Consider the following 12,482-nt stretch of genomic DNA (forward strand, 5'->3'; position numbering starts at 1 on the left):
AAACTGCCGGATGATCTGGTGCAGCATCGGTCCGCGCATCACCATCGGTTTGTCGCCCGGCGAAATATACCCAATCGAAATCGTCTTGATCCCATGCGTCAGGTTCGGGACAATAATGTTCCCTTCCCCCACTCGCGGCTGCTGACTTGAACCCATCATCAGCGGCACATTCGGCCCATAGATATCCGCGTCAATCAAACCCACGCGTTGCCCCAGCCGGCTCAGCGCCAGCGCCAGGTTCACAGCCACCGTGGTCTTTCCAACTCCGCCCTTGCCGGAGCCAACTGCAATGATCTTTGAAACACCCGGAATCGATGCGGGCGCGGGCATGGCGTGACCGTGTGCCATTTTGAATACTCCTTGTCTTGCCTCGGGACCTCGCAGTCCCGTCTCTGTCGAAATTTGTTTTGTAACAGGGCACGACTTTAGTCGTGCCGAACGCTGCTCAAAAATTTTGGGGCTTTAGCCCCTGGCCTTTAAAGCGACCCCGAATCATTCTTTCGATGCGCGCAACTTCAATTCGCTGCATTCGTTAAAGCAGCCGTAGCCTTGCGTCCCGCCTTCCGCCGCGCTGCTTCAGCCTCGCGATGCTCGCGGCGCAGTTGCGCATCCGCATAGCGCCGTTCTTCATCCGCCGTCGCAGTCTTTACTTCCGGAACCACAACACGCCGCCCATTCGTATCCACTGCAACAAACACCAGATATGCGCTGGCCACATGCAGCCGCGTGCCGGTAAAGGTGTTCTCCACCCACGCCTTCACGCCCACTTCCACCGAAGTGCGAAAGGCACGATTCACGCTGGCTTTCAGTATCAAAAGATCGCCCACATGCACCGGATGAATAAAATCAATGTGATCCATCGCAGCCGTCACTACATGCGTGCGCGTATGCCGGTACGCTGCCATCGCGCCGGTAAGGTCGATAAAGTGCATCAGCCGTCCACCCAGGAGATTGCCCAGGGTATTCGTATCATTGGGCAGAATAATTTCCGTCATCTCCGACTGCGATTCGGAAACAAAATGGGCGTTTTGCTGATTTTCCATGCTGCTCATCTCTTGCCCTCTCCGTTACTTCCCGCGTGGTGACTCTCGCATGCGGAAATCAAAACTTCGGTATTACTCCGCAAACGCTCCTGAACAGCTACAATGATTCAGGCGGGGGCCGAATCCAATGGGAAGCTCATATCCAGTTTCGGCAATCGCGCTGATTTACGCAAATTCTCCCCAGCAGGACACCTAAGACTCCTTCATGAGTACCACTGACAAGATTGCGGGATTAAAAGAAATCCTTGCGATGGACCCGAAGAACAGTTTTGCCCGCTATGGCATCGCTGTTGAGCTCGCCAGCCGCGGCGAGGTCGACGCTTCCGTGGTCGAGTTCAACCAGCTCCTTGAGGACGATCCCGACTACACGGCCGGTTACTTCATGGCCGCGCAAACGCTCGCCAAAGCCGGCCGCAAGGATGAAGCCATCATCCGCCTCAAAGAGGGCATCAACTGCGCAGCACGCTCCGGGAACCGCCATGCGCTCAGTGAGATGCAGGCCATGCTGGATGAACTAGCCGGATGAACTGAGTGAATAAGCTCGATCAAGAGAGCCGCTTTCAGCCCTTTTAGACTCTTGATCCCTCTCTTACCGCACCCTTATAACTCTTTATTTTTCCGTTAACTTTTCAAGTTCTTCGGCATCTATACTACTGATATGTCGAAGTATTCCATCGTCGTCCCCTTTCACAACGAAGAAGAGAACGTAACCGCCCTTTACGCCCGCCTCAAGCAAGTCATGGAGCAGGTAGGAGACAGCTTTGAGCTGGTCCTCGTTGACGACGGCTCCAGTGATCGCACGTACAAGCTTCTCGAAGAAATTGCCGCAGTCGACAGCCGTGTGCTCGTCGTCAAGCTGCGCCGCAACTTCGGCCAGACCTCAGCGCTTGCAGCGGGCTTCGATCACTCCTCGGGCGAATTCATTCTCTCCATGGACGGCGACCTTCAGCACGATCCCAATGAGATCCCCAACTTCCTCGAAAAGCTCGAAGAAGGCTATGACGTCGTCTCCGGCTGGCGTGAGAAGCGCATCGACAACTTCATCATGCGCCGCATCCCTTCGCGCATCGCCAACTGGCTCATGGCCAAGCTCTCCGGCGTAGACATTCACGACTTCGGCACCACCTTCAAGGCCTATCGCCGCGAAGTCATCCAGAACATTCCGCTTTACGGCGAGATGCACCGCTTCATCCCCGCGCTTGCAAGCTGGTATGGAGCCTCCATCTGTGAAGTTCCCATCAAGAACGTCAACCGCCTGCGCGGCAAGAGCCATTACGGCATCGGACGCACCTTCCGCGTCTTCTTTGACCTGTTGACGATTCGTTTCCTGCTCAAGTACATGAGCCGCCCGCTGCACTTCTTCGGCGCCTTCGGCGCGCTGGGAATTCTGCTCGGCAGCTTCTTCTCAGTCCTGCTGATGGCCATGAAGATCATGAACCCACACCAGAGCGTCATGGACGCGCACGGCCCGCTCTTCGTCATCGCCGGCGTGCTCATCGTCGCAGGCATCCAGATGCTCGCCATCGGTCTTCTCGGCGAGCTGCAGGTGCGCCACTACTACACCTCGCAGCAGCGCTCGCCGTACGCGATTGACCGGCTCGTTCGCTTGCGCGCCCCTGAAGAGCCCAGCATGCTCTCCGATAGCCGCGACAGCAATTTCTAAAACCCCAGGCTCAAAAATCAGCCCCGCATGGATTCACTCCACGCGGGGCTTTTGCCTGCTTCATTTTCACGCTCACAGCATAGTGCGAATCCCAAGCGATTCCGCAACCTTGCCAAGATTCTTATCGATCGTCCAGATCTTCACACCAGAAGATGCCAGGCAAGACCCGATGAGATGCGCATCCGTCAGTCCAATCCCTGTAGAAGTCAGTTTTCTCGCTTCGATAAGTACACGAAGATCAGCAAGTAGAACAGGGCGAAGCTGAATCAGTTGGTCAAGAAAGCGAAGCGTATTTGCGCGATCCGGCAATGATCCAAGCGCAAGCTCTGCAACCAAAAATGGATGAATGCAGAGCTGGTCGGTTTCGATCAGGGTACTCAATTCCTGTTGGTACGCCCCGCTGCGAAACATGGCAATCCAGATCGAAGCATCTGCCAGAATCACAGTTCATCCACTCGTAATCTCCGCACATCTTCGATATTCGGAGCAGTTCCAGCCAATGCCAGTAACCGCCTGCCGGCTTCGCGCGCGATCAGCGACTTCAAAGCCTCGCGCAGCAGTGCGGCTCTTTCAGTAACCCCGCTATATTCCTCAGCGGTCCTCAGCAAATTGTCGTCAAGCGATACGGTGGCACGCATAGGAACCTCCTTGCACCAATTTTAGCACCATTTAGATTCATTTCCGGAGCACCTCTGTTCCGCGAGTCTCAATTCGCTGTTGAATCCAAAGCTCTGTTCACCCCTCAACCTGTAAACTTCTCCCGTAAATCATTTCGAGGTGTACCGCGTGTCCAGCTCTCGTCGTTGTCTTTTGTTTTCTCTGATCGCAATCGCCTTCACCCTCCCCACATGGGCCCAGCCAACCCAGCAACACATCAAGCACGTCCTCGTCATCGGCGAGACCAAAGGCTTCGAACACGACTCCGTATCCTCCGCCATGGCGGCCATCTACAACATGGGCAAGCAGAGCGGTCTCTGGGATGCCACGCTGCGCACTGACACCGAGCTGCTTACCAAGAAGAAGCTCGGCAATAACGCTAAAAATCTCGACTACTTTGACGCCATCGTCTTCGCCAGCACCACCGGCGAAATCCTCACCGATCCCGCCCAGCGCGCCGACATGCTCTCCGCCATCCACGATGAAGGCAAGGGCTTCGTCGGCATTCACGCCGCGCTTGACACCAACTACACCTGGCCCGAGTATGGCGAGATGATCGGCGGATGGTTCGATCAGCACCCGTGGATGACCTTCGACGCACCCATCATCAACGAAGCGCCGGATTCACCCATCGTCCGCCAGTTCCCCAAGACCTTCACCAAGCACGATGAGATCTATCAGCCCAAAGCATGGTCACGCGACAATGTGAACGTGCTCCTCAGCCTCGATCCAACGAAGCTCGAATACAACAACCCCCGCGTCCACCGCGCCGATCACGACTTCGCCGTAGCCTGGACCAAGATGTACGGCAAAGGCCACGTCTTTTACTCCACGCTGGGCCACACAGTCGAAGCCTGGGACGACCCGCAAATCCGCACCATGTACTTCGAAGCCATCAAATGGTCTCTCGGCCTCACCGAAGCCAGCACCACCACACACGCGCGTCCCGCACAGTAACAGCTCTAACAAACGAAATCCCATCCTTAACGCAGCTTCACCGCGAAAAGGATGGGATATCTATAGCCTTTTACAGCTTTTGCCTTGTATAGCTTTTGCTTCTTATCTATAACCTTAGTCTCTCGTCCCTTGTCCCTATTCCCTAATACACGTCCCCCGGCTCCCACTCCACCACATCCACGCCCGGAGCCACATATCCCGCCAGCTCCTTCGGCGTGCCGGCAAGCACGGGCCATGTTCCCCAGTGGATCGGCAGAACCGTCCTTGACCCCAGAAGTTGCACTGCCACCGCTGCCTCCCGCGGCCCCATCGTATAGTGCCCACCAATCGGCAGCATTGCAATCTCCGGCTGGTAAAGCTCTCCAATCAGCCGCATATCGCCAAACACCGTCGTGTCTCCAGCGTGATAGAGCGCCGGCCCTTCGCTTGGCGTCAGCACAAAACCCGCCGCCACGCCCACATAATGCGTGCCCGCACTGTCCTGCGCTCCCGCCGAGTGCTTCGCCTCCACCATCGTCGCCGCCACATCGCCCAACTGCACCGTTCCGCCCAGGTTCATGCCAATCGTCTTTTCCACGCCCTGCTTTGCAATGAACTCCGCCAGCTCCACCATCGCCACAACGGTCGCACCGGTCTTCTTCGCCACAGGCGCGGTATCGCCAATATGATCTCCATGCCCATGCGTCAGCAGCACGTAATCAATCTTCTCCGGGAGCTCAAAGCCCTTTGGATATTTAGGGTTGTGCTCGATAAACGGATCGATCAGCACTGTCGTGCCCTTCGCCGTTTCCACCAGCACCGTTGCATGACCCAGCCACGTAATCTTCACTGCCTTTGAGGAAGCCATTTTTATCTCCTGTACAGAAATTACAAAATCAACTCAAAATCAAACCCTTACAGAATCGCCCTTGACGCCGGAGTCGCGCAAGCGTACCTTAGCTCAAAAGGCGAATATATGGCGAAAATTACTCACAACTTCATAGAACCCGAATCGCTCTTCACCATCCTGGGGCAAACTGAACCCGAACCCCGCATGACGCCCCTCGCCCGCATCGCCGCCGCGGCCCCGCTCGCTGATACAGGCTGCCTGACCGAATACCGTCCTCTCCGCTCCCGGTCCATTGTCAGTAAAGTTGTCTCCAAGCGCGGCACGCCGTTCTCCCACGCCATCAATCCCTATCGTGGCTGCGAATTCGGCTGCCGTTACTGCTACGCCCGCTACACCCACGAATTCCTTGAAATGCGCGATCCACAGGAATTCGAGCGCAAAATCTACTTCAAGGAAAACGCCGCCTGGGTTCTCCGCCAGGACCTCCGCAGCCTCAGGCCGGGCACCGTCATCGGCATCGGCACAGCCACCGATCCCTACCAGCCCCTCGAACGCCGTCAGCGCATCACGCGCTCAATTTTTGAGGTATTTGCTGAAGTCGGCGGCTTCCGCCTCGGCCTCATCACCAAGTCTGCGCTCGTGCTTCGCGACCTCGAGCTGCTTCAAGCCGTCGCGCGCCGCAATCAGCTCGGCATCCACATCACCATCACCACCATGGACACGCGCCTTGCCCGCATCCTTGAGCCGCGCGCTCCGCGCCCTGATATGCGCATGCACGCCGTCGCCCAGCTTCGCAAAGCCGGCCTCCGCGCAGGCGTCATGTGTTCGCCGCTCATGCCCGGAATCACAGACTCGCGCGCCTCCATCTCCGCCGTAGCGCGCGCCGCCGCGGAAGCCGGAGCAAACTTCCTCCACGCCGGCGCGCTCTTCCTCAAGCCCTGCTCGCAGCCTGTATTCTTCCAATTTGTCCGTGAAAATTTTCCCGCTCTTGAAAAGAGCTACCAGCAGCGCTACGGCCAGAGCGCATTCGTCTCCGCTGAATACCGAAAGCGCGTTTCCGAACTCGTCGAATCCATCCGCCGCGAATTCAAGCTCGGCGAGCGCACCCAGTTCGGCGAAGCCTTCGCCAAACAGCGTATCGAACCCGTCTCACCGCAGCCCTGGCTCCCGTTTTCTGCATAAGGATCAAGAACGGTTGACGAGTGACTGAAGATCTATTGGTTCGTTCGTCACTCGTCCTTCGTCACTCGCCCTTATCTCGTCATAATCACTTCAGAAAGGCTATCCTTCGCCAGAAACTGCCTGTGCCCGCTCCAGCCCGCAAACAGCCTCTCAATACTCCGGTTTGTAAACGCCCGCTGAATGGGAAACTGCTCCGCAAGCTGCATCTCCACGTCATCTCCCGGCGTCACGTGAAACCGGCAATGCACCGTCTCATCACCTTGTGTCCGCGTATGAAAAAGCGCCAGCACGCTCCCGCCCGGATTCATCACATCCGCCAGCCGCTGCACCACCGCGGCCACCAGCGCCTCCGGCAGATAATCCAGCGTCGTCCATAGCAGCACAATGTCAAACTTTTTTTCAGCAAAGCTCAGGGATGCTTCCAGAAAGCCGTCCACGTCGTACACCTGCTTGCCATCCTCATCCTCGCCGCGCTTCCACTCGCCGGTGCATGCGTCATGCACCAGGTCGGCCATGTACACGCTGTGGCCCAGGCTCGTCAGGTAATTGATATTTGTCGGCGAAGTATACCCGGTATCCAGCACACGCAGCCCAGGCTCGGCCTCCAGCCGCTTCCGCAGAGCCATCCACCCGCCTGAGTGCCGGCCCACCTTCGGTCCAGTTACTCCCCGGCTCGGAGTGGAGGCCTGGTTTCCATGACGTTTATCCAACCAGCGCAACATGAATTTAAAAATCCTCCGCGGCGCACGGAGCGCCGCGTGTCGGGAGACAAGCTGAGAGTCAGACGTTTGCGAAATTGTTGAGGCTAAATCTTCAGGCTCGCCTGCGTCGGAACCGGCGCACTCTCGGTCGCCGCACCCGCAGGCGTCGCAGCCGGCTTTGCTGTGCTCTGCGTCAGGTCCACCTTTCCGTGGAACCCGGCATTATCCTCAATCGCCAGCCGAAGCGCGCGCACGTCGCCCTCCACCATGCAGCCCGCGCGCAGCTCAACCCGCCCCGTCGCAAGAATATTTCCCTGAACCTGGCCCATCACCAGCACATCCCGCGCCACCAAATCCGCGGCCACGTTTGCATTCGGTCCAATCGTCAGCCGGTTGTCGCCAAGCTGCACCGTGCCTTCCACCCGACCGTCAATCGTCAGATCCTCAGCACCCTTCACCTCGCCGCGAACCACAATGCTTTTGCCTAGGCGCGCCGGAGTAGTATCCATGGCCATATTTAGTCCTTCCGGGTATAAGTTGGTAAAACTTCACACCAGTGTAGCCGGTTTACGCGCAGCCGTGGATGAAGGAAATCTCACGGCAGCGGCATTTTCCTCTCCTCGGCGCATTTCCCAATCCGGCAACTGCTTGCATCCTCCAGCAAAAGCCCGAAACTACCGCGGCAATTTAGAGTCTAACTAATAGGCGCACTGTATACTTCGCGCGATACAAAAAGGACTGCTATTTCGCTTCACCACCTGCTTTTGGAGCCTGATTCGAGACGCGATGCGTAAATTTTTGGCCGTACTGACAGGGATTACGCTCATCGCCCCCATGGCTTTGGCCTGCCCGCCGCAAACCTCCGCACAGCAAACCGGCGCCGGTTCGGTCGAGCATGCGCTTCAGAACGAGCTCTCCGCCGAGCAGGATGCGTCCCATCCCATGCAGTATCGGCTCAGAAAATCCAGCCCTCGCCTCACCACCACCAAGCAGATGGTCGAGACCAGAGACGGCCAGGTCGCCCTCCTCCTCGCCGTCAACGACGCGCCGCCCTCCGCCGACGACACGGAGAAGGAGCAGGCGCGTCTCGACACCATCCTCTCCGATCCCGGCAAGCAGCAGCACCGTAAACAATCGGAAGACGCCGAAACCGCACGCGCCGTGAAAGTCCTTCGCATCCTGCCCCAGGCTTTTCTCTATCAGGACGCGGGACCGCAGACCACACCCTCAGGCGCCACAATCGAGCGCTACACCTTCACTCCCAATCCCAGATTCAACCCGCCTGACCTCGAAACGACGATCCTCACCCAGATGACCGGCGAAATCTGGATCGATCCCGCACACCAGCGCGTCACGCATCTTGAAGGGCATCTGCAAAACGACGTGGACTTCGGCTGGGGAGTCCTCGGCCGGCTCTACAAAGGCGGCTCCATAGCCATCGATCAGGCTGACGTCGGAGGAGGCATCTGGCACATCACAGGCTTCCAGATGAAGATGAGCGGCCGCTTGCTCTTCAAGACCAGAGTCTTTGACACCACCGAGGAAGAAACCCACTTCACCCCGGTCTCCGGCTCGCTGGATTACAAACAGGCCGTCAAGATGCTCCGGGACACGCAGAAGGGCCTCATCTCCGACTCCCGCTGAGCGAGCTTCGCAGTTTACACTTATCGCAATTGTGCATCGATGCTATGGATTTTCACGGAAATCCGAAATGGCGTGTCGGCTTGCGGGTAGAGGCGTTGATCTTTTGATGAATCCTGCTGAAATTTCTTGTTGCCGTTGCTGTCATGACTCAGCTACTGGTCGCAATACACAGGCGCAATACTGGAGCCGGAAAACCGCCTGGAAAATGCAATGACAGAGCTCTCATTCCGAAAACTTCTACTCCGTTTTGCGGCATTGCCTGTTTTGTGCTGCTGTGCCTTTCTAGTGATTATCGGACTTGAGATCCGGTCGATCGCAGAGTCCCGCCTTGTCGGCGCGCAGGCCACATCCATATTGCTCCAGAGCAATCTCATCCAGAAGAGTCTCATGGACGAAGAGACCGGATTACGCGGCTATCTGGCCTCGCGGAATACTTTGCTCCTTAAGCCGTACCTGGACGGAATGAGCCGTCAGGACAGTGAATTGTCCGCCCTCAAAGACCTGGCCGTCTCTGACGAATCGCTCTCGAAGCAGGTCGCCTACATCGCCGATAGCGCGCGCAGCTTCAACGAGACCAATAAGCAACTGCTCGATAGCCATCTCTCTGACCGGAATCGCGACCAGATCCTCCAGCATGAGAAGGAGACGATGGACGATCTCCGCAGCGAGTTCTCAAAGCTGAATGCGTCTCAGTTCGCCATCCGGGAGCAGAGTCGCACAGAAGCGACAATCGCGCTCAAGCGTCTGCCAATCATCATCCTGAGCAGCGCCGTTGTCCTGGGAATCCTCATCTTATGGTACGGAACAAGGCTCTATCGTGAGATCACCGCAGCTTTCCAGCAGCAGTTGACGGATGCTGAAACGCAGCGCGACTCGCTTCGAACCACGCTCGAAAGTATTGGAGATGGCGTCATTGTCTGCGAGCCGGATGGCAGCATTCGAATGCTCAATCCAGCCGCCGAAGCCCTCACCGGCTGGACACAGAAGGAGGCTGTCAGAACTCCTTTTGCAAAGGTTTTCCGCATAGTTCATGAAGAAACTCGCGTCACCGTAGAAAGTCCTGTCGAAAAGGTCTTACGCACCAGGGACGCAGTGGCCCTCGCAAACCACACTGCGCTCATTCGCAAAGATGAAAGCGAAATCCCGATCGACGACAGCGGGGCTCCGATTCTTGACGCAAAGGGCGAGCTCTCAGGTGTCGTTCTCGTCTTTCGCAGTGTGCAGGAGCGGCGGCGCGCCATGCACATCTTGAGAGAGAGTCGCGAGCGCCTGAATTCCATCTACAACACCAGCCTCGAATACATCGGTATTCTCGATCCCGAGGGTCTCCTTCTCGATTGCAACCGCGCCTCGCTCGCTTTTGCCGGCAACTCCCGCGATGAGGTCATTGGGCAGCCGTTCTGGAACGGTCCATGGTTCCGTCATACGAAGGGAATGACCGAGCAAATCCGCTCAGTTGTGGAGCGCGCAGCTACCGGGCACGCCACGCGTACCGAGTTGTCCCTCACGCAGCCATCGGGGAATGTGATCGTCTTCGATTTTTCACTCACGCCCGTCTTTGATGCGGATGGCACGGTTCTTTACATGGTCCCGGAGGCCCGCGACATCAGCGATCTCAAACGCGCTGAATCCGCGCTCATACGGAGCGAGAAACTGGCCGCCGTTGGAAGGCTCGCCGCGTCGATCGCGCATGAGATCAACAATCCGCTCGAAGCGGTGACGAATCTGCTTTATCTCGCGCGGCATAGTCAATCAGCCGAAAGCGTGCAATCGTTCGTGGAAGCTGCGGAGAGCGAACTACGCCGGGTAGCCATCATTACCAATCAGACGCTGCGCTTCCATAAGCAATCTACAAATCCGGAGCAAATTTATCCCTCTGATCTCATTGAGACGGTCCTCGGTGTTCATGAACGGCGCCTCAAGACTGGGAACATTACCGCCGAGTTGCGCCAGTATCCAAGCGAACCGATCGTCTGTTTTGCAGGCGACGTCCGTCAGGTTCTCAACAATCTGATCAGCAATTCCATTGAAGCCATGAATGGATCGGGAGGACGTCTTCTCGTGCGCACGCATCTTTCACACAATTGGGAGACTCAGCAGCGTGGCTTTGTCTTCACCGTCGCCGATACAGGCTCCGGCATTCCTGCCGACAAGATCCGCCATATCTTCGAGCCCTTCTTCACCACCAAAGGAAACAGCGGAAACGGCCTCGGACTCTGGATCTCGAAGGAGATTGCGTCTCGTCAACGCGGATCTCTCCGTGTTCGAAGCACTACGCGAGAAGACGCTTCCGGGACAGTCTTTCGTTTCTTTCTTCCCGCCGAACCCCTGGATGGTCTTCGATAAACACATCATCCTTCCAGCTCAGTCTTATGCGATAACCTGATGCGGGAGACTTGCATGCAAATTCGTTCCACTGGCCGCCTGTTGCTTTTCTTTTTTTCGCTTGCGTTCTGCGGTGCGGCGCTCGCGCAGCAGCCCGATCTCAACCCGGCGCTGCCGCTCACACACACAGAGAACGGCCCCAATTCTCCGGCAGCGCAAAAGGCGCATTATCTCGTGCTGGTTTCGCTGGATGGCTTCCGCTGGGACTACGCGGAGCGCGACAGAGCTACCAATCTCCTGGCGCTCGGCAAGCAAGGGGTCTGGGCTCCCCAAGGCATGTTGCCCAGCTTCCCATCGCTCACCTTTCCCAACCACTACACCATCGTCACCGGCCTCTATCCTGAGCATCACGGCCTGGTCGCCAACAGCTTCTACGACGAGCAGAAGCAGGCCCGCTACGCCATCAACAACAGTGTCGCCGTCACCGATGGTAGCTGGTACTCCGGCGTTCCCTTGTGGAGCCTCGCTGAAAGCCAGGGTATGCGCACTGCCTGCCTCTTCTGGCCCGGCTCAGAAGCCAAAATCGCAGACTATCGTCCCACCTGGTACGCCACCTTCGACGGCAAAACCGAAGCCACGGACGCTGTCGAACAGGCCCGCATCGACGACGCCGTCGCCCTCCTCAAGCTTCCCGCCGCAGACCGTCCGCACTTCCTCACCATTTACTACTCCGAACCCGATCATGAAGGCCATACGTACGGCCCTGACGCGCCGCAAACCCGTGCCGCCGTCCACAAAGTCGATGCGCTCATCGGCAAGCTGAAAGCCGCGCTCGATTCCACCAGCCTGCCCATCGATCTCGTCGTCATCAGCGATCACGGTATGGTCAAAATCGACAGCCCCTGGATCACGCTCGACAAATTCGCCGATCTCACCAACTTCGAGGCCGTCGGCTCGCTTCTTTACGGCAAAACCGAAGAGGACCGCGAGCGCGTCTACGATCAGCTCAAGCACGCCTCTTCCTCATTCGTCGTCTACCGGCTGAAAGACGTGCCCGCCGATCTCCACTACAATCAGAACCCTCGCGAAGGCGATCCCGTCGTCATCGCCACCGGCCCTTACTCCATTCGCGCCCACGCACTGCGCGCGGGCCAACTCGACACGCCGCCCATCCCCGGCGCGCACGGCTTCGACCCGCATATCATGCCGGAGATGAAAGCCAGCTTCTACGCCGCCGGACCAGACATCGTCAGCGGCAAGACCGTAGTTCCCTTTGAAAACGTCAACCTGTATCCCTGGATCGCACACATCCTCGGGCTCAACCCTCCGCCATCAGACGGAGACATCAACATTCTTTCCAAAACCCTGCGCGATCAAGGCCGCGATAAATGAGTGACCTGAGCATTTAGCAAGCCGTTACAACACGATTCATCGAATCCACGCCGATACTGTTATAAAATCGGGCCACGAGGAGATTCGCA

The 12,482-nt window shown here is 57.4% G+C and carries 14 protein-coding genes; 7 read left to right on the forward strand and 7 right to left on the reverse strand.

The window, feature by feature from the left end; all coding sequences use genetic code 11:
• Both ABSG47_RS09700 and ABSG47_RS09705 read right to left on the reverse strand, forming a co-directional pair.
• On the reverse strand, positions 1–348 hold a 348-nt coding region (locus ABSG47_RS09700), incomplete at its 3' end, for a P-loop NTPase (RefSeq protein WP_424169284.1).
• A 167-nt stretch (positions 349–515) separates the two neighbouring features.
• Positions 516–1,052 (reverse strand): acyl-CoA thioesterase, encoded by a 537-nt coding sequence (locus ABSG47_RS09705; RefSeq protein ID WP_424169286.1) that lies wholly within the window; start codon positions 1,050–1,052, stop codon positions 516–518.
• Between the two features lie 196 nt (positions 1,053–1,248).
• On the opposite strand from ABSG47_RS09705, the gene ABSG47_RS09710 reads away from it, so the two are divergent.
• Both ABSG47_RS09710 and ABSG47_RS09715 read left to right on the forward strand, forming a co-directional pair.
• Positions 1,249–1,569, forward strand: coding sequence for a tetratricopeptide repeat protein (locus ABSG47_RS09710; RefSeq protein WP_424169288.1), 321 nt, complete (start codon positions 1,249–1,251; stop codon positions 1,567–1,569).
• A 132-nt stretch (positions 1,570–1,701) separates the two neighbouring features.
• Entirely contained in the window at positions 1,702–2,706 is a 1,005-nt protein-coding gene (locus tag ABSG47_RS09715) for a glycosyltransferase family 2 protein (protein WP_424169290.1), read from the forward strand.
• A 72-nt stretch (positions 2,707–2,778) separates the two neighbouring features.
• On the opposite strand, the gene ABSG47_RS09720 is transcribed toward ABSG47_RS09715, so the two are convergent.
• Together ABSG47_RS09720 and ABSG47_RS09725 are read right to left on the reverse strand one after the other, a co-directional pair.
• A complete protein-coding gene (locus tag ABSG47_RS09720) occupies positions 2,779–3,150 on the reverse strand; it encodes a PIN domain-containing protein (protein ID WP_424169292.1) in 372 nt (123 codons plus the stop codon).
• The gene (locus tag ABSG47_RS09725) at positions 3,147–3,344 is read right to left on the reverse strand and encodes a type II toxin-antitoxin system VapB family antitoxin (RefSeq protein WP_424169294.1); all 198 of its coding nucleotides are present in this window, start codon (positions 3,342–3,344) and stop codon (positions 3,147–3,149) included. Before ABSG47_RS09725 ends, ABSG47_RS09720 begins: the two co-directional genes overlap by 4 nt.
• 148 nt (positions 3,345–3,492) lie before the next feature.
• On the opposite strand from ABSG47_RS09725, the gene ABSG47_RS09730 reads away from it, so the two are divergent.
• Positions 3,493–4,320, forward strand: a complete 828-nt coding sequence (locus ABSG47_RS09730; protein ID WP_424169296.1) for a ThuA domain-containing protein — start codon at positions 3,493–3,495, stop codon at positions 4,318–4,320.
• 142 nt (positions 4,321–4,462) lie between these two features.
• Here the strand turns inward: ABSG47_RS09730 and ABSG47_RS09735 are convergent, their stop codons facing one another.
• The gene (locus tag ABSG47_RS09735; RefSeq protein WP_424169298.1) at positions 4,463–5,167 is read right to left on the reverse strand and encodes a metal-dependent hydrolase; all 705 of its coding nucleotides are present in this window, start codon (positions 5,165–5,167) and stop codon (positions 4,463–4,465) included.
• A 108-nt stretch (positions 5,168–5,275) separates the two neighbouring features.
• Here ABSG47_RS09735 and ABSG47_RS09740 point away from each other — a divergent pair, with 108 nt between their 5' ends.
• Positions 5,276–6,331, forward strand: coding sequence for an SPL family radical SAM protein (locus ABSG47_RS09740; RefSeq protein WP_424169300.1), 1,056 nt, complete (start codon positions 5,276–5,278; stop codon positions 6,329–6,331).
• Between the two features lie 71 nt (positions 6,332–6,402).
• On the opposite strand, the gene ABSG47_RS09745 is transcribed toward ABSG47_RS09740, so the two are convergent.
• Positions 6,403–7,053 (reverse strand): class I SAM-dependent methyltransferase, encoded by a 651-nt coding sequence (locus ABSG47_RS09745; RefSeq protein WP_424169302.1) that lies wholly within the window; start codon positions 7,051–7,053, stop codon positions 6,403–6,405.
• 83 nt (positions 7,054–7,136) lie between these two features.
• The gene (locus tag ABSG47_RS09750; protein WP_424169304.1) at positions 7,137–7,547 is read right to left on the reverse strand and encodes a bactofilin family protein; all 411 of its coding nucleotides are present in this window, start codon (positions 7,545–7,547) and stop codon (positions 7,137–7,139) included.
• Between the two features lie 271 nt (positions 7,548–7,818).
• Here ABSG47_RS09750 and ABSG47_RS09755 point away from each other — a divergent pair, with 271 nt between their 5' ends.
• The 3 genes from ABSG47_RS09755 (at position 7,819) to ABSG47_RS09765 (ending at position 12,393) form a co-directional block, all read left to right on the forward strand.
• A complete protein-coding gene (locus ABSG47_RS09755) occupies positions 7,819–8,676 on the forward strand; it encodes a hypothetical protein (RefSeq protein WP_424169306.1) in 858 nt (285 codons plus the stop codon).
• Positions 8,677–8,886: 210 nt separating this feature from the next.
• Positions 8,887–11,022 (forward strand): PAS domain S-box protein, encoded by a 2,136-nt coding sequence (locus ABSG47_RS09760; RefSeq protein ID WP_424169308.1) that lies wholly within the window; start codon positions 8,887–8,889, stop codon positions 11,020–11,022.
• 54 nt (positions 11,023–11,076) lie between these two features.
• Positions 11,077–12,393 (forward strand): alkaline phosphatase family protein, encoded by a 1,317-nt coding sequence (locus ABSG47_RS09765; RefSeq protein WP_424169310.1) that lies wholly within the window; start codon positions 11,077–11,079, stop codon positions 12,391–12,393.
• Positions 12,394–12,482 lie beyond the last annotated feature (89 nt).

It is taken from the genome of Occallatibacter sp., from assembly GCF_049510455.1.
Classification (GTDB): Bacteria; Acidobacteriota; Terriglobia; order Terriglobales; family Acidobacteriaceae; genus Telmatobacter.

Excerpts from the sequence above, each read along its gene's own strand:
- ABSG47_RS09705 (WP_424169286.1), bottom strand. The coding sequence starts at position 1,052 with ATGAGCAGCATGGAAAATCAGCAAAACGCCCATTTTGTTTCCGAATCG.
- ABSG47_RS09710 (WP_424169288.1), top strand. The coding sequence starts at position 1,249 with ATGAGTACCACTGACAAGATTGCGGGATTAAAAGAAATCCTTGCGATG.
- ABSG47_RS09715 (WP_424169290.1), top strand. The coding sequence starts at position 1,702 with ATGTCGAAGTATTCCATCGTCGTCCCCTTTCACAACGAAGAAGAGAAC.
- ABSG47_RS09725 (WP_424169294.1), bottom strand. The coding sequence starts at position 3,344 with ATGCGTGCCACCGTATCGCTTGACGACAATTTGCTGAGGACCGCTGAG.
- ABSG47_RS09735 (WP_424169298.1), bottom strand. The coding sequence starts at position 5,167 with ATGGCTTCCTCAAAGGCAGTGAAGATTACGTGGCTGGGTCATGCAACG.
- ABSG47_RS09740 (WP_424169300.1), top strand. The coding sequence starts at position 5,276 with ATGGCGAAAATTACTCACAACTTCATAGAACCCGAATCGCTCTTCACC.
- ABSG47_RS09745 (WP_424169302.1), bottom strand. The coding sequence starts at position 7,053 with ATGTTGCGCTGGTTGGATAAACGTCATGGAAACCAGGCCTCCACTCCG.
- ABSG47_RS09750 (WP_424169304.1), bottom strand. The coding sequence starts at position 7,547 with ATGGCCATGGATACTACTCCGGCGCGCCTAGGCAAAAGCATTGTGGTT.
- ABSG47_RS09755 (WP_424169306.1), top strand. The coding sequence starts at position 7,819 with ATGCGTAAATTTTTGGCCGTACTGACAGGGATTACGCTCATCGCCCCC.
- ABSG47_RS09760 (WP_424169308.1), top strand. The coding sequence starts at position 8,887 with ATGACAGAGCTCTCATTCCGAAAACTTCTACTCCGTTTTGCGGCATTG.
- ABSG47_RS09765 (WP_424169310.1), top strand. The coding sequence starts at position 11,077 with ATGCAAATTCGTTCCACTGGCCGCCTGTTGCTTTTCTTTTTTTCGCTT.